Genomic DNA, 20220 nt, shown 5'->3' with positions numbered 1-20220 from the left:
AGGCATATGCAGTACCTCGGGCAGTTAAATAGGCGCAATTAAACACGATCTGAGGGTAGCAGGCGGGTGAAATGTTTTACTTGAAGTCTAAGTTGCGTCACGCTCGCGGTTTCATCGGCCCCCTTTCTCAACGGACCCCGCGCTTTCCATGACCTTCCCGCACCGTGGCTGTACCTTGTTTGCCCTTGGCCTGTTGCTGGCCGCGCCCCTGGCCCTGGCCGACGAGGTGGTGATCACCTGGCCGGCGGGCTGGAGCGTCGAGGAGCTGCCCGCCGGCAGCGACCCGGCCGTGCACCGCCAGCGCGCGGCGAAGAATGACGCCAACGGTGACCCGCAGATGGTGGTGGAGCTGACCCGCACGGCGTTGGCGCCGGACCACCAGGTGAACCTGGGCGGCGTGGTGCTGGAAATGCGCAAGGCGCTGCAGATCAACTTCAGCCATGGCGGTTACCAGAGCGTGTGCACCAAGGTTCACGACTCGAAGCTGGGCGACATCGCCGCGGTGGAAACCACCTGCAAGATCAGCCTCAACGGCGGCCACGTGATGACCCAGACCCTGGTGGCAGGAAGTGCGCCGGGGGCGGCGTATTCGTTGTCGTATGCGGGGTCGGCGCAGGGGTATGCCGACAACGAGGCGCAGGTGCAGGCGATTCGCGATGGCCTGAAATTGCAGCAAACCCAATGAGTCCGCCGCTATCGTCCGTAGCCGCTGCCGCCAGGCTGCGCTGGCCATCGCGTACGCTGAGGATGTGCAGCGAGGCATAGGGCCAGCGCAGCCTGCGGCAGCGGCTACGGCATCAGTGGCGTGGCATGTGGCGCTGCAACGCCACCACCGTCCCCACGTTGACCAACGCCAGCACCCCCAGCACCGCCAACGTCGCCGTGGCACCGAAATGTGCCTGCAGATACCCACCCAGCAGCGGCGTCAGCGCCTGGGCAATCAACACCGGGCGCGCGATGCGGCCCAGCACCACGGCGTAGGTGGCCGGGCCAAACAGCGCCAGGGGCAGGGTGCCGCGCACAATCGAACGAATGCCGCTGCCCAACCCGTACACCACGATAGCCACCAGCGCCCACTGGGTCGCGAACAGCAGCCCTGCCAGGCCCGCGGCCACCAGCAGCACCGACGCCAGCGTGCTCCAGATAGGGTGCGCGTTGCGCCCCAGCACCACCTGCAGCACCCGTACGCCCACCTGGCTGGGGCCGATCAGCGCGGCCACGCCCAGGGCTGCCGTAAGGCTGAAGCCGAGGTTTTGCAGCAGGCTGATCAGTTGCACTGAAATTGCGGTGAAAATCACCGCCGCCAGGGTGAAACTGGCGGTCAGCAGCACGAATACCCGGCGGTCTGGCGCCGCGCCGCTGGCACCGGGCGCCGCCGCGTGGCTGGCGGGCAGGGCAGCCAGCGGAGGCAGGGTGCGCAGGTAAATCGGCAGCACTATCACCAGCAGCAGGCCGCTGTAGGTCAGGCAGGCGCCGCGCCAGCCCAGGTGCGCCACCAGCGCCGCCACCAGCGGCCAGGTGATCGAGGTGCAGAACCCCGACACCAGGGTGATCTGGGTGATGGCGCTGCGCGCGTCGCTGCCGAAACGCTGGCCCAGGGCCGCGAACAAAGGGTCATAGAGCCCTGTAGCCATGCCGATGCCGATCACCACCCAGGCCAGCAAAAAGCACGGCAGGTTGGGCGCCAACGCCAGCAGTGCCAGGCCGGCGGCCAGTATCGGCGCGCTGGCCACCAGCACCCGGCGGCCGCCCAGGCGCGCCACCAGGCGGCCGACGCTGGGCGCCAACAGGCCCGACAGCAGGATGGCCAGCGACAGGGCGCCGTACACCCAGGCCTGGCTCCAGCCCGTGTCGGCCACCACGGGCGCGGCGAGCACGGCAATCAGATAGAAGGAACCACCCCAGGCGATGATCTGGGCGATACCCAGCAGGGTAGAGGTAGTGAGCGTGGGGCGATGGGCAGAGTCAGTCACGGCGGCTCCGGTGGCCAGGCGGGGAAGGCTGGCAAGGGTATCCCAGCACGGGGCCGCTCGCCCAGTGAAGGTGCCGCTGATCGCCTGCAATCGACCTTCACCCAGCCCTGTGGTCGGAAATAATTCGCCAGGCGAGTAAATTTCCGCAAAGCCGCTACGTTCAGCAGATAGGCGCTTTGTTTCGCCGGCAGTTTTCGACTCAGTAACAGCGAAGCGCGACCTTGAATACGGATAACCACCAGGCCGACTACACGGCCCGCCACAGGCGCACGCTCCCCCTTGCCGCCCGCCCCAGCCTGGGTGCGATGAACGGCAGCGTCGCCGTGCCCGCGAATGGCCATTGGCTGCGCCGCCTGCTGGCGTTCGCCGGGCCCGGCTACATGGTTGCGGTGGGCTACATGGACCCGGGCAACTGGGCCACCGACATCGCCGGCGGCTCGCAGTTTGGCTACACGCTGCTGTCGGTGATCCTGCTGTCGAACATCATGGCCGTGCTGCTGCAGGCCCTGGCCGCGCGCTTGGGCATCGCCACCGGCCTGGACCTGGCCCAGGCCTGCCGCCAGCGCTACCCCAAGCCGGTATGCATTGCCCTGTGGCTGGCCTGCGAGGCGGCAATCATCGCCTGCGACCTGGCGGAGGTGATCGGCACGGCCATCGCCCTCAACCTGCTGTTCGGCATACCTATGCTGTGGGGCGCCGTGCTCTGCGTGCTGGACGTGTTCCTGATCCTGCTGCTGATGAACCGCGGCTTCCGCGCCCTGGAAGCCTTCGTCATTGCCTTGCTGACCCTGATATTCGCCTGCTTTGCCGCGCAACTGGTGCTGGCCCAGCCGCAATGGCGTGAAGTGTTCCAGGGCTTTATCCCCCAGGCGAGCATTGTCACCCACCCGGCCATGCTGTACATCGCCATCGGCATCATTGGCGCCACGGTGATGCCGCACAACCTCTACCTGCATTCCTCCATCGTCCAGACCCGTGCCTACCCGCGCACCCCGGAAGGCCGTCGCAGCGGCCTGCGCTGGGCGGTGGCCGACAGCACCATCGCCCTGACCCTGGCGCTGTTCGTCAACGCCGCCATCCTCATCACTGCTGCTGCCGTCTTCCATGGCAGCGGCCACACCGACGTGGTGGAGATCGAGCAGGCCTACCACCTGCTGTCGCCGCTGCTGGGCGTGGGCATCGCCTCGGCGTTGCTGGGCGTGGCGCTGCTGGCGTCGGGCATCAACTCCACGGTGACCGCCACCCTGGCGGGGCAGATCGTCATGGAAGGCTTCCTCGACCTGCGCATCCCCGACTGGGCGCGGCGCCTGCTGACCCGTGGCATCGCCATCGTGCCGGTGATCGCGGTCACCAGCCTGTACGGCGAGGAGGGCACCGCGCGCCTGCTGGTGTTGAGCCAGGTGGTGCTGTCGATGCAGCTGCCGTTCGCGGTGATTCCGCTGGTGAGCTTCGTCTCCGACCGCCGCAGCATGGGCGAGCTGGTCATCGGCCCGGTGACCAAGGTGCTGGCCTGGCTGGTGGCTGCGGTGATCGTGGTGCTGAACCTGAAGCTGCTGTGGGACACGCTGGGCAGCCTCTAACCCCTCCTTTTTTTCTCCACCGTAGCAGCGGCCGCATGGCCGCGTCATTGGCGTGTCCGTTATTCGGTGGTGCACAGGACGCAGCCTGCGGCAGCTGCTACGATTTCGTACTGTATTACGTACCCTGTAATTACATATGATTTGTCGCTTGGTATTTTGCGGTAATTTCAATTTATAAAGAGTTGATAATATAGGATTATCAAATGTCAGTGCCTGAACACGGCAAAATCGCCCGTAAAACAGGTACAAAACCCAGGGGGAGTCAGTAGGTGGGGTGTATCAGGCGCGCTTGCGCTGGGCCGCTGGCTGCACGGGCGTAAGGCCTTCCACCAGCAGCCGCGTGGCGGTCTGGGTGGCGGCGGCGTAGTCGATCGCTTCCAGCTGCTCGCGGCCGCGCAGGCCTGGCACCTGCCAGCCCAGGCTGATGCACGACTGGGCGATGGCCCAGGTCGACAGCAACAGGTGCCGCGGGTCCACCGGGGCCAGCAGGCCGGCGTCTACCCAGCGGCCCAGCCGCTCGATGTGTTCGCTCACCCGCGCCGCCCAGCGTTCGGCGTAGGCGGGCGGCAGGCGCGTGGCGCCTTCCTTGAGCTCGACCATGAACACCTTGGACGCAAACGGCTGGCGTTCGAACAGCTGCACCATGGCGCTCACCGTACGGGTCAGGGCCGCCACCGGCTGGTCGTCGTCGTGCAGTGACAGGCAGGCGTCCAGGTACGGCGTGGCAATGCTTTCCAGCACCTGGGCGTAGAGGTTGTCCTTGGACTTGAAGTAGTACAGCACGTTGGGCTTGGGCAGCCCGGCGTGCTGGGCGATGCCGTTGACCGTGGCCGCATCGAAGCCTTCGCGGGCGAACACCTGGCAGGCGGCCTGCAGGATGTGCTCGCGCACCGGCAACTGCGGCGCGGGGGCAGGGGGGCTGGCGTCCAGCCGGGGGTCGAAAGGCATGATGTACATCGGCGGATCCTTGTTGTGCTTCATTCCCGTGCTGTGCGCGGAAGGGAATTGAGAATCGCAATATACAAAACTATATAGCGTTTGCGTAGAGGCCGCTGCGTCCAGGCAGCGGCCACTGCTTCAGCCACGCTTGCGCAAGGCGACCAGGCGCCAGTATCCCCAGGCGGTCGCGGTCAACAGCACCGCGCCGGCCAGGGTGGGCACCAGGGCGAAATCCCAGCCCGGCAAGGTCATGAAGATGATGATGGGGTTGCCGCCCGCCGGCGGGTGGGTGGTGTCGGTCAGCCCCATCAACATCACCGACAGCGCTGCTGCCACGGCCATGGGCAAAATGCCCGGGCCCAGCAGCGCCAGGCAGGCCAGCCCGGTGCACGAGCACAGCAGGTGCCCGCCGATGACGTTGCGCGGCCGCGAGAACGGCCCCTTGGGGAAGCCGAACAGCAGCACGCAGGTGGCGCCGAACGAGCCGATCAGCAGGGGCTGGCCGCTACGGCTGGCCAGGGTGGCGATCAGGGCCACGGCCAGCAGGGTGCCCAGGCCGGTCAGCAATAGCTGGCCGGCCCGCGCCCGCGCCGCCGACGCCGCGTTCAGGGTAATGCCTGACGGAGTCTGGCTCATGGGCACCTCAGCGCTTGAAGCGTGCGGCTTCTTCGGAGCCCTGGGTGGCGTTGCCGGCGCTGTAGGAGTGCGCGCCTACCCCCGCCAGCTGGCCGCCCTGCACGATCAGGTATTCCTCGCGGATCGGCCGCTGCTCGAAGTAGCACTCCAGGATCTCGCGGGTGCCGGCGGCATAGCGCGCCTGCGCCGACAGGCTGGTGCCGGAGATGTGCGGGGTCATGCCGTGGTGGGGCATGCGCCGCCACGGGTGGTCGGCCGGCGCCGGTTGCGGGAACCACACGTCGCCACCGTAGCCGGCCAACTGGCCGCTCTCCAGGGCCGCGGCGACGGCGTCGCGGTCGCACAGCTTGCCGCGCGCGGTGTTGATCAGGTAGGCGCCGCGCTTGAAATGCTTGAGCGACTCCTGGTTGATCATGTGCTCGGTTTCCGGGTGCAGCGGGCAGTTCAGGGTCACCACGTCGCAGGCCTTGGCCAGGCTTTCCAGGGTGGCGTGGTAGGTCAGGTTCAGCTCTTTCTCCACGGCCTCTGGCAGGCGGTGGCGGTCCATGTAGTGCAAGTGCATGTCGAACGGCTTGAGCAGGCGCAGCACCCGCAGGCCGATGCGCCCGGCGGCCACCGTGCCCACGTGCATGCCTTCCACGTCGTAGGAGCGCGCCACGCAGTCGGCGATGTTCCAACCGCCCTTGAGCACCCACTGGTGCGACGGCAGGTAATTGCGCACCAGCGCCAGGGTGGTCATGACCACGTGTTCGGCGACACTGTTGCTGTTGCAGTAGGTCACTTCCGCCACGGTGATGCCGCGGTCCATGGCCGCCTGCAGGTCAGTGTGGTCGGAGCCGATGCCGGCGGTGACGATCATCTTCAGCCTGGGCGCCTTGTCCATGCGCTCGGCGGTCATGTAGGCCGGCCAGAACGGCTGCGAAATGACGATCTCGGCGTCATGCAGTTCGCGCTCCAGCACGCTGTCGACGCCGTCCTTGCTGGAGGTGACCACCAACTGGTGGCCGTTGCTCTCCAGGTACTTGCGCAGGCCCAGTTCGCCGGAGACGCTGCCCAGCAGGGTGCCCGGGGTGAAGTCGATGGCCTTGGGGGTGGGCAGGGTCTGGCCGTCGGGGTAGCGGTCCAGGTGCGGCAGCCCATCGCGGGCGTAGGTGTGAGGTTGGCCGGTGACAGGGTCGTCGTAGAGTACGCAAACAATCTTCGCCATTGGAGCCTCCTGAAGGATTGGAAGACAGGCTGTGCTGTCTGGCGCCGATCCTCCGGCATGGGCGCCGCCAGGGCCAATCGCTTGTTCCGATCTGTAGATCAGGGCCGCCTATCAACACTGCAGCAGGGCGTCCACCCGGCGCTGCAGGTCAAGCCCGGTGAACAGCGCCACGGCGCTGGCCAGCACCAGCGGCTGCGGGTCGCGGCGCAGCAGCACCAGGCCGATCTCGCGCTGCAGCTCGGGCAGGATGGGGATGGCGCTGATCTCGTCGCGCATCTCGGTCAGCGCCAGGGCGCTGTGCGGCACCACGCTGTACAGGCCCGAGCAGCGCACGTGGCCGTACAGCACCATCATCGAGTCGGTCTCCACCCGCGGCGTCACCTGCACCCCGGCGTCGGCGAATGCCTGGTCGATGCCCTGGCGGCATTGCATGTTGCGGGTCAGCAGGCACAGGGGCAGGGCGGCCACCTCGTCCCAGCCGACGCCCTGGCTGCCGCGCAGGCCGGTGTCGTCGCGGGCGATCAGCACGTAGCGTTCCTTGAACAGCGGGTGGGTCTCGAACGCTTGCAGGCGCGGGTCCGACAGGTAGGTGAGGCCGATGTCCAGCTCGAAGTTGCTGATGCCCTGGACGATTTCCGAGGTGGCCAGGGTGTGGACCTGATGGTTGATGCGTGGGTACCTGCCCAGGCACGGGTCGGTCATCAGCGGCACCATGGACAGCGCCGTGGGTATCGCCCCCAAGCGCAGCACGCCGGCCGGGTCCTGCTCGCGGTTGCGCGCTTCCTGGCGCAGGGCGCCGCAGTCGGCGAGGATGCGCCGTGCCCACACCAGCACCTTCTCGCCATCGGCGGTGAAGCCTTCGAAACGCCGACTGCGTTGCACTACGGCGACGCCCAGGTCCTGCTCCAGGGTGCGGATGGCTTCCGACAGGGCCGGCTGCGAAACGTTGCATTGCTGGGCGGCGCGGCCGAAGTGGCGCTCCTGGGCGAGGGTGACGAGGTAGGTGAGTTGGCGCAGCAGCATGAGGGTGCCCTTGTTGTTATGGTTGTTCGCTATATATAAAACTATATAACGATTGCGGCCGGCACCCCTACACCCGGTCGCGATCGTTGAAGGGCCGGGGGCGTTCACGATTCGTGGCTTATGCGGCCACGGCGGCGCTATTGATTGGATTGCCGTTGCTAATATGCTTTGGCAGCCCTCCCAATAAAAAGGATCACCCCTCATGTTCGCCGGCTTCCGCAAGGCCCAGGCCCACGTCAACGGCGTCGACATCGCCTACCGCATCGGCGGCAGCGGCCCCGGGCTGCTGCTGTTGCACGGCCACCCGCAAACCCACGTGATCTGGCACAAGGTGGCCGAGCAACTGGCCCAACGCTTCACCGTGGTGGCCGCCGACCTGCGCGGCTACGGCGACAGCGGCCGGCCGCCGGCCAGCGCCGACCACGCGGCCTACAGCAAGCGCGTCATGGCCCAGGACAACGTGGCGCTGATGGCCGCCCTGGGCTTCGAGCAGTTCGCGGTGCTGGCCCACGACCGTGGCGCGCGGGTGGCGCACCGCCTGGCGCTGGACCATCCCGGCGTGGCGCAGCGCATGGTGCTGCTGGACATTGCGCCGACCCTGGCGATGTACGCGCAGACCAACGAAGCCTTCGCCCGCGCCTACTGGCACTGGTTCTTCCTGATCCGCCCGGCACCGCTACCGGAAACCCTCATCGAAGCGAACCCCGATGGCTACCTGCGCAGCGTCATGGGCAGCCGCAGCGCCGGCCTGGCGCCGTTCACCGACGAGGCCTTCGGCGAATACCTGCGTTGCCTGCAACGGCCCGGCAGCGCCCGCGGCATCTGCGAGGATTACCGCGCCAGCGCCGCCATCGACCTTGAGCACGACCGCGCCGATCTCGCCCGTGGCCATGGCCTGGAGTTGCCGCTGCTGGTCCTGTGGGGCGCCGAAGGCGTGGTGGGCCGCTGCTTCCAGCCGCTGGAGGAGTGGCGCAAGGTGGCCAGCGACGTGCGCGGCAAGGCGCTGGCGGCCGGGCACTACATTGCCGAGGAAGCACCGCAGTTGCTGCTGGATGAAGCCCTGGCTTTCCTGCTATGAGGCCATAACCGAATCGCCGTTGCCTGCCCAGGGCGAATGGGACTATGCTTTTCGCACATCTTGTCCCATCTTTACCATGTGCGGCCCGAATGAAAATTGATGATATCGATGCTTTTGTCGCAGTGATCCGTTGCCAATCGATCAGCCATGCCGCCGAGTCCTTGCAGTTGACCCAGCCGGCGATCACCCGGCGCGTGCAGAACTTCGAGCAGGCGCTAGGGGTGGAGCTGTTCGACCGCAACACCAAGCCGCTCAAGCCCACGCTCATCGGCCACCAGGTGTACGCCCAGTGCCGCACCATCCTGCGCGAGATGGACGCCCTGCGCGAACTGGTCGCCAGCGACGCGCCGCCCACCGGTGTGCTGCGCCTGGGCGTGCCGCAGACCATCGGCGACGTGGTGCTGCTCGATGCCCTCAAGCACCTGCGCCACCAGTACCCGGCGCTGCGCGCCCAGGTGGCCACCGGCTGGGGCAGCCACCTGGTGGGCAAGATCGAGAAGGGCGAGCTGGACGCCGCCGCCGCGCTGTTCCCGGCGGGCAAGATTTTCCCGGACAACATCATCGGCGAGTCCATTGGCAAGATGGAGTTGGTGGTGGTGTGCGCCAAGGACCGCGTGCCCAAGCGCCCGTGCAAGCTGGCCGATGTCTACGACGGCGGCTGGGTGCTCAATCCCGACGGCTGCGGTTTCCGCGCCGGCCTGCAGCGCACGCTGTCGGACCAGGGCCTGGGCCTGAAGATCAACCTGGAAACCTTCGGCACCGAGCTGCAGCTGGGCCTGGTGGCCGAGGGCATGGGCCTGGGCCTGGTGCCCCGCGACCTGCTGGAGCGCAGCGCCCACCGCGACCTGCTGGCGGTGGTGCCGCTCAAGGACTTCAAGCCGGTGATGGACCTGTGGCTGATTTTCCCGCGGTTCCTCGGCAACCTGCAGGGGCCGGTGGAGGCGTTCGGCGAGCTGGTGGCCCGGTCGCTGAAGAAAAGCCGTGATGCCGCCTGACAACATAAAAAAATATAATAATTAGCTTAGAATAAAATGTGATTTTTAAATGCTCCCCGAGGCGCTTAGGCTGCGTGCACGACAGTCCTCGGCCCCACAGGGAGCAGTGCCCATGAGCAGCGTCACATCCTTACCGCTTCAACCTACCGCCACCCACGTCCGCGACCGCGTCAGCCCCGAGGAGTGGGAGGTGCGCGTCAAGCTGGCCGCCGCCTACCGCCTGGCGGCCCTGCACCGCTGGACCGACCACATCTACACGCACTTCTCGGCCCGCGTGCCAGGCCCCGAAGAGCACTTCCTGATCAATGCCTTCGGCCTGCTGTTCGACGAGATCAATGCCTCCAACCTGGTCAAGGTCGACCTTGACGGCACTATCGTCGACGACCCCACCGGCTTGGGCATCAATTACGCCGGCTACGTGATTCATAGCGCCATCCACGGCGCCCGCCCGGACCTCAAGGCCGTGCTGCACACCCATACCCGCGACGGCATTGCCGTGTCGGCGCAGAAGGACGGCCTGCTGCCCATCTCCCAGCACGCCATCGCCTTCTCGGGCCGCGTGGCCTACCACGGCTACGAGGGCATCGCCCTGGACCTGGACGAGCGCGAGCGCCTGGTCGCCGACCTGGGCGACAAGAGCGTGATGATTCTGCGCAACCACGGCTTGCTCACCGGCGGCATCAGCGTCGAGCACGCCTTCCAGCAGCTGCACGGCCTGGAGCGCGCCTGCGCCATCCAGGTGGCGGCCCAGGCGGCTGGCAATGGGGAGCTGGTGTTCCCGCCACGGGAAGTGGTAGCGAAGGTGGAAGAACAGGCCAAGGGCCATTCCGCCGGCGACGGCCCCGGCGTGGCGCGCCATTGGAACGCGTTGATCCGCCAGCTGGAACGCACCGACGTCGACTATAAAAACTGAGGGGCAGGTGGCGGCGCGCTGGGCCCGGACGCAGCCTTCGGCAGCTGCTACGTGAATGCGTATACCTTGCCGATCGTGTCGCCTGCATCGCGGCCAAGGCCGGCTCCTACCCCGCACGCAACGGGGTTCCTGTAGCAGCGGCCGCAGGCCGCGTCCTGGGCGCCGCGCTGTTCCCGGTACACCGCGGTGAACCCTAAAACCTCCCTGTAGCAGCGGCCGCCGGGCCGCGTCCAGCGCTACCGCGGTGTGGCCTTGGACGCGGCCTCGCGGCCGCTGCTACGTGGGCGGGTAAATACCAAAAATATAATTCATTTATGTAATGTAATAGGCAAAAAACAATAAAATAAAATCATAGATTCATATGCTCAAATAGAATTATACGCCAAGCCGTTATTCCCCTATCTTAAATCCCAGACCACCTACCCCCACCCCCGGATGGTATCCATCAGATCAGGCCTGCAGCCTATCGGTGCCCCGGACGGGCACCCCGCGTGCAGGTGTTGGACGGGAGTCGCAACACCCATGGAATTCGTCAGCCAACGCAGTGGACGCAATCCTCTTACCCCCACGGTTACCTTCAGCCCCCTGGCCCTGGCCGTGGCCGGCGTGCTGTTCGCCGGCGCCGCCCAGGCCGACGACAGCGCCCTGGACACCGTGGTGGTCACCGGCAACCGCGGCGCCGAACAGCGCACCGTCACCAGCAGCCCGGTGCCCATCGATGTGGTCAGCGCCAAGCAGCTGCAAGCCACCGGCAAACCCGGCCTCATGGAAGCCCTCAGCGCCGTCATTCCCTCGCTGAGCCTGCCGGAGAAGACCGGCTGGGACGCCAGCGGCATGGCCCGCGCGCCCAACCTGCGTGGCATGAATGCCGCCGAGGTGCTGGTGCTGGTGAACGGCAAGCGCCGCCACACCGCGGCCACCCTGAACATCAACGGCATCAACACCGGCGCCGCCCCGGTGGACCTGGACATGATCCCCATCGGCGCCATCGACCATGTCGAAGTGCTGCGCGACGGCGCCGCCGCCCAGTACGGCTCGGACGCCATCGCCGGGGTGATCAACGTGATCCTCAAGGCCGACGCCAGCGGCACCTCGGTGACCAATGTCGGCGAGGGCTACGACGGCAAGAAACAGACCGTGCAGCAGAGCCTGGACAAGGGCTTCGAGATCGGCAACGGCGGCATCGTCCACCTGAGCCTGGACGCGCGCAACCAGAACGACGACAACAAGGCCAGCGCCAATGGCTACACCTACGCCCAGGCCTACAACAAGGCCGGCACCTCCACCTACGGCGGTTACGGCACGCCGAAGATCGACCTGTACAACCTGGCCTACAACGCCGAACTGCCGCTCAACGATGACCTGAGCCTGTACTCGTTCAGCACCGTGTCGCACCGCGAGGCCGAGCAGGGCCAGAACTTCCGCCTGCCGACCATCACCAACACCATCACCACAGGTCCCAACGGCTACCCAGGCGGCTACACGCCGACCTGGACCATCACCGAGGACGACTACCAGGCCGCCTTCGGCGCCAAGGGCCTCGTCGGTGCCTGGGACTGGGACCTGTCCACCACCTATGGCCGCAACGAAGCCACCCAGGGCAGCTTCCACAACCAGAACCCGTCCCTGGGCGAGGCCACGCCCAACAGCTTCACCAACGGCACCTGGGTGTCGGACGAACTGACCACCAACCTCGACTTCAAGCGCAACTACGACGTGGGCCTTAGCAAGCCCATGGACGTGTCCTGGGGCCTGGAGCACCGCCGCGACAGCTATGAAGTGAAGAAGGGCGACTACGCCTCCTATGCCGACGGCGGCTATTGTGTGTCGGCCGGCAACTGCGCGTCCTCCGGCGCCCAGGTCACCAACGGCATCTCGCCAGCGGAAGAGGCCAGCGCCAGCCGCAACGACGTCGCCAGTTACCTGGACCTGGGCATCAACCCCTTGCCGCAGTGGTACCTGGGCACCGCCGTGCGCTACGAGCACTACAACGAAGGCGTGGGCGCCACCCGCAGCGGCAAGCTGACCACCCGCTACGAATTCACCCCCAAGTTCGCCGTGCGCGGCACCGTCAGCAACGGCTTCCGCGCGCCGTCCCTGGCCGACAGCCTGTTCAGCGCCCGTTCCACCACCTACGGCGTGGTCGATGGCGTCTACCAGTCCATCAACTACGGCGTGCTGCCGGTGGATTCGGCAGCGGCCAAGGCCCTGGGCGCCAAGTCCCTGAAGCCCGAGCGCTCCACCAACTTCAGCCTGGGCCTGACCTACACGCCCACCGACGACCTGACGCTGACCGCCGACGCCTACGTGGTGAACATCCGCGACCGCATCACCCTGACCGGCACGCTGCTGGGCGACGAGGTCACCCAGGTGCTGCAGAGCAACGGCATCACCTCCACCTCCGGCGGCCAGTACTTCCTCAACGGCGCCGACACCCGCACCAAGGGCCTCGACCTGGTGGGCAACTACAAGCAGGACCTGGGCGCCTGGGGCGCGCTGAAATACACCGCGGCGTTCAACTGGAACGAAACCCAGATCCTCAGCTACACCGCGGCCACCGACATCGGCGGCACCCAGTACCAACTGATGGACCGCGAGGCGCGCAACCTGCTCACCGGCGTGCAACCCAAGACCAAGCTGATCCTGGGCGGCGCCTGGAGCATCGGCAGGTTCGACGTGAACCTGGGCTTCACCCGCTACGGCTCGTGGAAGGAGGTGAACGACGCCGACGACCGTTCCCTGGACCGCGTGTGGAAAGCCCAGTGGATCACCGACCTGGACGTGGGCTACCACCTGACCAAGGACTTGAGCCTGGCGGTGGGCGCCAAGAACCTGTTTGACGTCTACCCCAAGAAACAGGGCGTGCCGTCTTCCACCATGGTCAGCAGCTACGGCACCTATTCGCCGTACGGCTTCACCGGTGGCTACTACTACACCCGCCTGACGTACACCTTCTAAGGAGTCTGCCATGCCTATCGTTTCCGACGCCGCGCACTACCGCGCCCCAGCCCGGCCCGCCGTGGCCACGCCCAGGGTCGACACCACGCTGCACATCGTCCCGGCCCGCCACCCGTGGCGCTGGGTCGGTTCGGCCTTCGCCGCCCTGGTGCTGGTGGGCATCGTCCATTCCCTGGCCACCAACCCGCGCTGGGAGTGGGGCGTGTTCGCCGAGTATTTCCTCGCCCCGGCGGTGCTCAAGGGGTTGGGCAAGACCCTGGCACTGACGGTGCTGGCGGCGCTGCTCAGCACCGTGCTGGGCACCGGCCTGGCGCTGGCGCGGCTGTCGCGCTCGCCGCTGCTGGCGGCCCTGGCCTGGAGCTACATCTGGGTGTTTCGCTCGCTGCCGGCGCTGCTGGTGCTGATCATCCTCTACAACTTCGCCTACCTGTACGAGTACCTGTGGCTGGGCGTGCCGTTCACCGAGCTGGGCATCAAGTGGTCGACGGTGGACGTGCTCAGCCAGTTCACCGTGGCGGTGCTGGGCCTGGGCATGATGCAGGCGGCCTACACCGCCGAGATCATCCGCGGCGGTATCCTGGGCGTGGACCACGGCCAGCATGAAGCGGCCGCCGCCCTGGGCCTGCCGGCCAGCCGGCGGATCTTCCGCATCATTCTGCCCCAGGCGCTGCGCTCCATCGTGCCCACGGCGTTCAACGAGGTGATCGGCCTGGTCAAGGGCACCTCCATCGTCTACGTGCTGGCCTTGCCGGAACTCTTCTACACCGTGCAGGTGATCTACAACCGCACCCAGGCGGTGATCCCGCTGCTGATCGTGGCCACGGTGTGGTACCTGCTGATCACCAGCGCGCTCACCAGTTTGCAGTTCTACGTGGAGCGCTACTTTGCCCGCGGCGCGCTGCGCAACCTGCCGCCCACGCCGCTGCAACGCCTGCGGGGCTGGCTGAAGGAGCACACCCATGGCTGAGGGGCGCATCGAGATTCAGGGCGTGAGCAAACGCTTCGGCAGCCAGTGGGTGCTGAATGATATAGACCTGACGGTCGAACCTGGCCAGGTCACGGTGATCCTCGGGCCGTCGGGCTCGGGCAAGTCGACGCTGCTACGCACCATCAACCACCTGGAGAAGATCGACGCCGGGCACATCACCATCGACGGTGAGTACGTGGGCTACCGGCGCAAGGGCAACCAGCTGCACGAGCTCAAGGAACGCGAGGTGCTCAAGCGCCGCCTGGACGTGGGCTTCGTGTTCCAGAACTTCAACCTGTTCGGCCACCTGACGGTGCTCGAGAACCTTACCGAAGCGCCCCTGGCGCACAAGCTGTGGCGCCGCGCCGACGCCCGCGAACAGGCGCTGGCGCTACTGGCCAAAGTCGGCCTGCAGGACAAGGCCGACGCCTACCCGCGGCAGCTGTCCGGCGGCCAGCAACAGCGCGTGGCCATCGCCCGCGCCCTGGCGCTGCGGCCCAAGGTGCTGCTGTTCGACGAGCCGACCTCGGCCCTGGACCCGGAACTGGTGGGCGAGGTGCTGGACGTGATCCGCCAGCTGGCCGCCACCGGCACCACCCTGGTGGTGGTCACCCACGAGATCGGCTTCGCCCGCGAGGTGGCCGACCACGTGGTGTTCCTGGTGGACGGCAAGCTCGTGGAGCAGGGCCCACCCGAAGTGATTTTCCAACACCCGCGTCACCCACGCACCGCTGCCTTCCTGGGCAAGGTGCTGACTGCCCCCCTGTTAAAGGAATGACTGCCATGAAACATGCCTTCGTGTTGTTGGCCCTTGCCGCCGCCTTGCCGGCGCTGGCTGCAGAAACCCCGGCGCCGTTCGACCTCAGCCCGCAGCAGGCGCACATCGATGCGCCACGCAACCCGGCCGCCATCGCGCAGATCCCGGCGGGCTTCAAGTTCGTCGAGCCGGGCACCTTCACCGTGGCCATCGCCGGCGCCTCGGGCCCACCCCTGGCGCTGCTGGCCAGCGACGACAAGACCACCATCGGCAGCGAGGCCGACACCGCGCGGCTGATCGCCGACAGCCTGGGCCTGCAGTTGAAAGTGGTGCAGACCAGCTGGGAGGACTGGCCGCTGGGCGTCAGCTCGGGCAAATACGACGCGGTGCTGAGCAACGTCACCGTGACCGAGTCGCGCAAGAAACGCTTTGACTTCGCCACCTACCGCCAGGACGTGCTGGGTTTCTACGTGAAAGCCAGCAACGCCATCACCTCCATCAAGGAAGCCAAGGACATCGCCGGCCTGAAAGTCATCGTCGGCTCGGGCACCAACCAGGAGAAGGTGCTGCTGGCCTGGAACGAAGCCAATGAAAAGGCCGGGCTGGCGCCGGCGACCCTGGTGTACTTCGACGACCAGGCCGCCGCCACCCTGGCCGTGCAATCGGGCCGGGTGGACGCGTTCTTCGCGCCCAACTCGCTGCTGGCCTACATCGCCGCCACCCGCGGCGGCATCAAGCAGGTGGGCCTGGTGAACGGCGGCTGGCCGCTGAAGGCCGACATCGCCGTGACCACGCGCAAGGGCAATGGCCTGGTCACGCCGATCCAGACAGCGCTGGAAGGCGCCATCGCCGGCGGCCAGTACGCCAGCGTGCTGCAGCGCTGGGGCCTGGCCGACGAGCGTATCGACCATTCGCTGATCAACCCACCGGGCCTGCCGGACTGAGAGGAGCGCGACCATGACCCTGACACGACGTGAGGCGCTGGCCAGCATCAACGCGGTGGGTGGCGAAACAGCCGCCAAGGCCGCCCTGGCAGCACTGGGCCTGGGCCCTTCGACCCACCTGCAACACCAGCCGCTGGACTACAACGGCCAGGCCGGCAAAGGCACCAAGGTGCTGATATTGGGTGCCGGCATCGCCGGCCTGGTGGCGGCGTTCGAGCTCAAGCGCGCCGGCTTCCAGGTGCGCATCCTGGAAGCGCGCCAGCGCGTGGGCGGGCGCAGCTGGACCCTGCGCCACGGCGACGAAGTCGAGTACCTGGACGGCCGCCGGCAGACCGCGCAGTTCGCCCCGGGCCTGTACTTCAACGCCGGCCCCGCGCGGCTGCCCAGCCAGCACAAGACCATCCTCGACTACTGCAGCCAGCTGGGCGTGCCCCTGGAAGTGCTGGTCAACACCACCCACAGCGCGCAGCTGCGGCCGGACCTGGAACAACCGGCGTTCAGCGTGCGCCAGGCCTTGAACGACACCCGCGGCCACCTGGCCGGCCTGCTGGCCACCGCCATCAACCGCGACGCCCTGGACGATCAGCTGTCGGCCGAGGAGCGCAGCCGCCTGCTGACCTTCCTGCAAGGCTACGGCGACCTGTCCCAGGAACTGGTGTACGAGGGCAGCCTGCGTGCCGGCCACGGCATTGCCGCGCCGGCGCCCGGCGCGCTGCCAGGCTTCGGCGCGCCGGTGGCGCTGGAGCGGCTGCTGCACCCGGAGCTGTGGGGCGCACTGCTGCACACCGAGTACCCGGAGTTCTCCGCGACCATGCTGCAACCGGTGGGCGGCATGGACCGCATCGCCGCGGCGTTCGAACAGCGTTTGCAGGATGAGCTGCAGTTCGGCGCGGTGGTGCGCCAGTTGCGGCAAAGCGGGGAAGGGGTGAGCGTCACCTACGACGACGCGGCCAGTGGCGAGAGCCGCCTGGAACGCGGCGACTACCTGATCTCGACGCTGCCGCTGCCGCTGCTGGCGCGCCTGGACACCGACTTCAGCGAACCCTTCAAGGCCGCCCTGCACAGCACCCGCAACGACCAGGCCACCAAGGTGGCGTGGCAGGCGCCGCGCTTCTGGGAACAGAAAGACCGCATCTACGGCGGCCTGTCGTGGCTGGAGCACCCGGCGCGCCTGCTGTGGTACCCCAGCAACGACCTCAACAGCCCGCAAGGCCTGCTGGTGGCCGGCTACGTGACCGGCGAGGGCGCCGCCCAGTTCGGCCACAAGCCCCTGGCCGAGCAATACGCGTCGTCCGCCGAAGCCGTGGAGCTGTTGCACCCTGGCCAGTCCCGGCACCTGCGCCACCCGCTGGCGGTGTCCTGGGAGCAGGTGGCCTACAGCGAAGGGCCGTGGCTGCAACGCGAGCATTTCCCGGCAGCCGCCCACGCCTTGCTGGAGGTGCCCCAGGGCCGCGTGTACCTGGCCAGCGACGGCCTGGGGCAGAGCGGCATCGGTATCTGGCAGGAATCGGCGGCCAACGCCGCGCGGCGGGTGGTCGGGCAACTGGCCGAACAGGTGATTCGCCAACGCCAGACGGCGCTGGCTTCGTAAGCGTTTTTTCAACTTCCCACAGAGAGCACTGACATGACCCAAACCATCGTTCGCACCGGCCCGGCCACGGCCCCCATCGCCCAGACCGTCAGCGTGCCGGCCAACGCCCAGCTGGTGTTCCTCAGCGGCGCCTTGCCCGACGTCGCCGACCCGCACGCGCCCCAGGGCACTTCGGCGGCCTATGGCGACACCCGCACCCAGACCGAATCGGTGCTGCGCAAGCTCAAGGCGGTGCTGGAAGCGCAGGGCCTGGGCCTGGGCGATATTGTCCAGTTGCGGGTGTTCCTGGTCGGCGTGCCCGAGCTGGACGGGCGCCTTGATTTTGCTGGGCTGCAGGCCGGCTACACGCCGTTCTTCGGCACCGCCGAGCAGCCCAACAAGCCGGCGCGCACGGCTATCCAGGTAGCCGGCCTGCCGTTGCCGGGCGCGCTGGTGGAAATCGACGGCATCGCCGTGCGCCAGGCCTGACCGCGTCGCCTGCGGACGCGGCCTTTGGCCGCTGCTACGGTGAATCCCCGTCGCTTCCTGACGCGGAATACAAATCCTGCGTAGCAGCTGCCGCAGGCTGCGTCCGGCGGCACTGCGGTATTAGGTTGTGACCCAGCCAGCCCAATGCGACAATCGGTTTTTCGTCGCAGGATCAGGCGGATCGAATGGATCACCGGGGGCGTCAACAGGACGTACACATAGCCGCACAGGTACGCACGGACCAGCTGCAACAGCTGTTCCGCCAATCGGTGTCGGCCGTGTTTGGCAGTTACCTGGCCGCGCTCATGCTCAGCTGGCTGTGCTGGGACCGCTTCGACCACGCCACCGTGGTCACCTGGCTGGGCCTGCTCAGCGCCTCGACGCTGCTGCGCACCCTGCTGTTCCTGCGCTACTACCGCAGCCCCGAGGCCGAACGCACGCCCCAGCGCTGGGAGCGGCCGTACTGGCTGACCCTGGCGCTGTCCGCGACCATCTGGGGCGCAGGGGCGTTGGCGGTGATGCCGGCGGGCGACCTGCTGGCCCAGGCCCTGGTGATGCTGTTCGCCGTGGGCATGTCGGTGAGCGCGGTGTCGTGCTACTCGGCGTACCGCCACATGACCGTCATGTCGATCCTGCTGGTGCTGCTGCCGCCCACGTTCTGGCTGCTGTTCCAGGCGTCCGAAGTGCAGGTGGGCATGGCCCTGGCGACGCTCGTGTTCGCCTCGTTCGTGGTGCGTGCCACCCACAAGCTGTCCGACGCGCTGGTGAAGGCCTACACCCTGACCCACGAGATAGAGAGCGCCCACCGCATTTCCACCTACGCCGCGCAGACCGACGAACTCACCGGCCTGAAAAACCGCCGCGCCTTCTTCGAGCATGCCCAGCAGCTGTTTGCCTACTGCCGGCGCAACCAGCTGCCGCTGTGCGCGGTGATGCTGGACATGGACCACTTCAAGTACATCAACGACACCTACGGCCACCAGGCGGGCGATGAGGTGCTGCGGCAGATTGGCCAGGTGATCACCCGTTCGTTCCGCGCCGCCGATATCCACGGCCGCCTGGGGGGCGAGGAGTTCGCCGTGCTGCTGCCCGACACCACCCTGGCGCAGGCCCGGGACATCGCCCGGCAGGTGCTGCAGACCATCGCCGGCCTGCAGGCCGACCCGGTGCTGAGCATCACCGCCAGCCTTGGCGTGGCCGAGGTGGACGGCGCGGTGCTGGACCTGCACAAGCTGATTAACAGCGCCGACAAGGCGCTGTACCGCGCCAAGGCCCAGGGGCGCAACCAGGTGGTGGTGGCCGAGACCGCGTGATGCCCCTGACGCAGGCTTGAACAACGCCTTCGTAGAAGCTGCCGCAGGCTGCGTCCGCTGTCGTGCCCGGTGGATTGCGGTTTGCTGGATCCCTGGACACAACCCTTAACACTCCTTTGATTGCCACTGCCCCGGTGCACCCTTACCCTGCGCAGCGTCTCCGAAGCCTCGGGGATCAGGTTTAGCGACCTGTGCTAGTACACTGCAGCACCATACCGCTTGTTTCGGGCGTTCACGCCTGGGATAAGTGTTATGGCAGCTGCGTGTGGGAGGCCTTCGGGCCTGCCGGTTCTAGCCCGGTTCGCTAACCTGCACGCAGCTGCCACCCTAACTCCAATGACCGTGGCAGCCCTTCACCCGCAAGGAGCTTTCGCCATGGATGCACTCGCCGCCACCACCTTTTTCCGCCACCAACTCCCGCTGCGCGCGCTGATGCTCGAAGGTCAGGCCTGGCTGTGCATTCACGACCTGGGCCGCTTGATGGGCGTGCACTTCGTGGAGCGCCGCATCCGCCGCCTGGACGCCGACCAGCACCGTGAGGTGTGGGTGCAGGTGGAAGGTCAGTGGGGCAAGCGCCTGCTGGTCAGCGAGACCGGGGCGGTGACCTTGATCATGCACAGCCAGATGCCGGAGAACCGCGCGCTGCGCCAGTGGCTGACGCTGGAAGTGGTGCCCATGTTGCGCAGCAGCGCGCCGGGCACGGTGCCGGCCGTGACGTCCATGTGCACGCAAGGGGGGCAGGTGAAGGTGTTGTATTGGCAGGATGAACCGTGGATTCGCCTGCGCGATATGCCCGATGTGCTGCCCACGAAGGGCCAGCAGAAAGCACCCTGGTGGCGGGTGTGGGCCTAAGCCCGTAGCAGCGGCCAAAGGCCGCG

General features: G+C 67.1%; 18 protein-coding genes. 13 read left to right on the top strand and 5 right to left on the bottom strand.

The genetic code is table 11. The annotated features are described in order from the left end of the window. Positions 1 to 148: 148 nt before the first annotated feature. Positions 149 to 685 (top strand): DUF4946 domain-containing protein, encoded by a 537-nt coding sequence (locus ACWKWX_RS09895; protein ID WP_483827659.1) that lies wholly within the window; start codon positions 149 to 151, stop codon positions 683 to 685. A gap of 112 nt (positions 686 to 797) precedes the next feature. Here ACWKWX_RS09895 and ACWKWX_RS09890 read toward each other — a convergent pair whose 3' ends face one another. Beyond that, positions 798 to 1922: an MFS transporter gene (locus tag ACWKWX_RS09890; RefSeq protein ID WP_483827735.1), complete on the bottom strand. Its 1125-nt coding sequence runs from the start codon at positions 1920 to 1922 to the stop codon at positions 798 to 800. 272 nt (positions 1923 to 2194) lie between these two features. Here ACWKWX_RS09890 and ACWKWX_RS09885 point away from each other — a divergent pair, with 272 nt between their 5' ends. Then, positions 2195 to 3553 (top strand): Nramp family divalent metal transporter, encoded by a 1359-nt coding sequence (locus ACWKWX_RS09885; RefSeq protein WP_483827658.1) that lies wholly within the window; start codon positions 2195 to 2197, stop codon positions 3551 to 3553. Positions 3554 to 3832: 279 nt separating this feature from the next. Here the strand turns inward: ACWKWX_RS09885 and ACWKWX_RS09880 are convergent, their stop codons facing one another. The 4 genes from ACWKWX_RS09880 to ACWKWX_RS09865 form a co-directional block, all read right to left on the bottom strand. Beyond that, a complete protein-coding gene (locus ACWKWX_RS09880; RefSeq protein WP_483827657.1) occupies positions 3833 to 4510 on the bottom strand; it encodes a TetR family transcriptional regulator C-terminal domain-containing protein in 678 nt (225 codons plus the stop codon). Positions 4511 to 4630: 120 nt separating this feature from the next. Then, positions 4631 to 5128 (bottom strand): HPP family protein, encoded by a 498-nt coding sequence (locus tag ACWKWX_RS09875; protein ID WP_483827656.1) that lies wholly within the window; start codon positions 5126 to 5128, stop codon positions 4631 to 4633. A 7-nt stretch (positions 5129 to 5135) separates the two neighbouring features. Continuing rightward, positions 5136 to 6335, bottom strand: coding sequence for an NAD-dependent formate dehydrogenase (locus ACWKWX_RS09870; protein ID WP_483827655.1), 1200 nt, complete (start codon positions 6333 to 6335; stop codon positions 5136 to 5138). Positions 6336 to 6446: 111 nt separating this feature from the next. Further along, complete coding sequence (locus tag ACWKWX_RS09865) at positions 6447 to 7358, bottom strand: LysR family transcriptional regulator (protein WP_483827654.1); 912 nt, start codon at positions 7356 to 7358, stop codon at positions 6447 to 6449. A gap of 202 nt (positions 7359 to 7560) precedes the next feature. Between ACWKWX_RS09865 and ACWKWX_RS09860 the strand changes: the two genes are divergently transcribed. The 11 genes from ACWKWX_RS09860 to ACWKWX_RS09810 all read left to right on the top strand — a co-directional run bounded on the left by ACWKWX_RS09860 (position 7561) and on the right by ACWKWX_RS09810 (position 20194). Next, the gene (locus ACWKWX_RS09860) at positions 7561 to 8436 is read left to right on the top strand and encodes an alpha/beta fold hydrolase (RefSeq protein ID WP_483827653.1); all 876 of its coding nucleotides are present in this window, start codon (positions 7561 to 7563) and stop codon (positions 8434 to 8436) included. A gap of 89 nt (positions 8437 to 8525) precedes the next feature. Next, positions 8526 to 9431 (top strand): LysR family transcriptional regulator, encoded by a 906-nt coding sequence (locus ACWKWX_RS09855; RefSeq protein ID WP_416424226.1) that lies wholly within the window; start codon positions 8526 to 8528, stop codon positions 9429 to 9431. A 112-nt stretch (positions 9432 to 9543) separates the two neighbouring features. Beyond that, positions 9544 to 10344, top strand: a complete 801-nt coding sequence (locus ACWKWX_RS09850) for a class II aldolase/adducin family protein (RefSeq protein WP_483827652.1) — start codon at positions 9544 to 9546, stop codon at positions 10342 to 10344. A 522-nt stretch (positions 10345 to 10866) separates the two neighbouring features. Then, the gene (locus tag ACWKWX_RS09845; protein WP_483827651.1) at positions 10867 to 13302 is read left to right on the top strand and encodes a TonB-dependent receptor plug domain-containing protein; all 2436 of its coding nucleotides are present in this window, start codon (positions 10867 to 10869) and stop codon (positions 13300 to 13302) included. Positions 13303 to 13312: 10 nt separating this feature from the next. Next, entirely contained in the window at positions 13313 to 14269 is a 957-nt protein-coding gene (locus ACWKWX_RS09840; RefSeq protein WP_483827650.1) for an amino acid ABC transporter permease, read from the top strand. Further along, a complete protein-coding gene (locus ACWKWX_RS09835) occupies positions 14262 to 15047 on the top strand; it encodes an amino acid ABC transporter ATP-binding protein (protein ID WP_416424230.1) in 786 nt (261 codons plus the stop codon). The genes ACWKWX_RS09840 and ACWKWX_RS09835 overlap by 8 nt, the downstream gene beginning before the upstream one ends. A 5-nt stretch (positions 15048 to 15052) precedes the next feature. Then, a complete protein-coding gene (locus ACWKWX_RS09830; protein WP_483827649.1) occupies positions 15053 to 15970 on the top strand; it encodes an ABC transporter substrate-binding protein in 918 nt (305 codons plus the stop codon). A 13-nt stretch (positions 15971 to 15983) separates the two neighbouring features. Continuing rightward, positions 15984 to 17561 carry a flavin monoamine oxidase family protein gene (locus ACWKWX_RS09825; protein ID WP_483827648.1) on the top strand — a complete coding sequence of 526 codons (1578 nt, stop codon included), beginning with the start codon at positions 15984 to 15986 and terminating at the stop codon, positions 17559 to 17561. A 33-nt stretch (positions 17562 to 17594) separates the two neighbouring features. Next, on the top strand, positions 17595 to 18029 hold the full coding sequence (locus ACWKWX_RS09820; protein ID WP_483827647.1) for a RidA family protein: 435 nt from the start codon (positions 17595 to 17597) through the stop codon (positions 18027 to 18029). A gap of 185 nt (positions 18030 to 18214) precedes the next feature. Next, complete coding sequence (locus tag ACWKWX_RS09815; protein WP_483827646.1) at positions 18215 to 19342, top strand: GGDEF domain-containing protein; 1128 nt, start codon at positions 18215 to 18217, stop codon at positions 19340 to 19342. 375 nt (positions 19343 to 19717) lie between these two features. After that, a complete protein-coding gene (locus ACWKWX_RS09810) occupies positions 19718 to 20194 on the top strand; it encodes a BRO-N domain-containing protein (protein WP_483827645.1) in 477 nt (158 codons plus the stop codon). Positions 20195 to 20220 lie beyond the last annotated feature (26 nt).

It is taken from the genome of Pseudomonas imperatae (assembly GCF_057128625.1).
This window is presented reverse-complemented; position numbering and strand designations above follow the sequence as displayed.

Bases quoted from the DNA above. Each gene is read 5' to 3' on its own strand.
- ACWKWX_RS09895 (WP_483827659.1), top strand. From the start codon at position 149: ATGACCTTCCCGCACCGTGGCTGTACCTTGTTTGCCCTTGGCCTGTTG.
- ACWKWX_RS09880 (WP_483827657.1), bottom strand. From the start codon at position 4,510: ATGTACATCATGCCTTTCGACCCCCGGCTGGACGCCAGCCCCCCTGCC.
- ACWKWX_RS09875 (WP_483827656.1), bottom strand. From the start codon at position 5,128: ATGAGCCAGACTCCGTCAGGCATTACCCTGAACGCGGCGTCGGCGGCG.
- ACWKWX_RS09870 (WP_483827655.1), bottom strand. From the start codon at position 6,335: ATGGCGAAGATTGTTTGCGTACTCTACGACGACCCTGTCACCGGCCAA.
- ACWKWX_RS09865 (WP_483827654.1), bottom strand. From the start codon at position 7,358: ATGCTGCTGCGCCAACTCACCTACCTCGTCACCCTCGCCCAGGAGCGC.
- ACWKWX_RS09860 (WP_483827653.1), top strand. From the start codon at position 7,561: ATGTTCGCCGGCTTCCGCAAGGCCCAGGCCCACGTCAACGGCGTCGAC.
- ACWKWX_RS09855 (WP_416424226.1), top strand. From the start codon at position 8,526: ATGAAAATTGATGATATCGATGCTTTTGTCGCAGTGATCCGTTGCCAA.
- ACWKWX_RS09850 (WP_483827652.1), top strand. From the start codon at position 9,544: ATGAGCAGCGTCACATCCTTACCGCTTCAACCTACCGCCACCCACGTC.
- ACWKWX_RS09845 (WP_483827651.1), top strand. From the start codon at position 10,867: ATGGAATTCGTCAGCCAACGCAGTGGACGCAATCCTCTTACCCCCACG.
- ACWKWX_RS09840 (WP_483827650.1), top strand. From the start codon at position 13,313: ATGCCTATCGTTTCCGACGCCGCGCACTACCGCGCCCCAGCCCGGCCC.
- ACWKWX_RS09835 (WP_416424230.1), top strand. From the start codon at position 14,262: ATGGCTGAGGGGCGCATCGAGATTCAGGGCGTGAGCAAACGCTTCGGC.
- ACWKWX_RS09830 (WP_483827649.1), top strand. From the start codon at position 15,053: ATGAAACATGCCTTCGTGTTGTTGGCCCTTGCCGCCGCCTTGCCGGCG.
- ACWKWX_RS09825 (WP_483827648.1), top strand. From the start codon at position 15,984: ATGACCCTGACACGACGTGAGGCGCTGGCCAGCATCAACGCGGTGGGT.
- ACWKWX_RS09820 (WP_483827647.1), top strand. From the start codon at position 17,595: ATGACCCAAACCATCGTTCGCACCGGCCCGGCCACGGCCCCCATCGCC.
- ACWKWX_RS09815 (WP_483827646.1), top strand. From the start codon at position 18,215: ATGGATCACCGGGGGCGTCAACAGGACGTACACATAGCCGCACAGGTA.
- ACWKWX_RS09810 (WP_483827645.1), top strand. From the start codon at position 19,718: ATGGATGCACTCGCCGCCACCACCTTTTTCCGCCACCAACTCCCGCTG.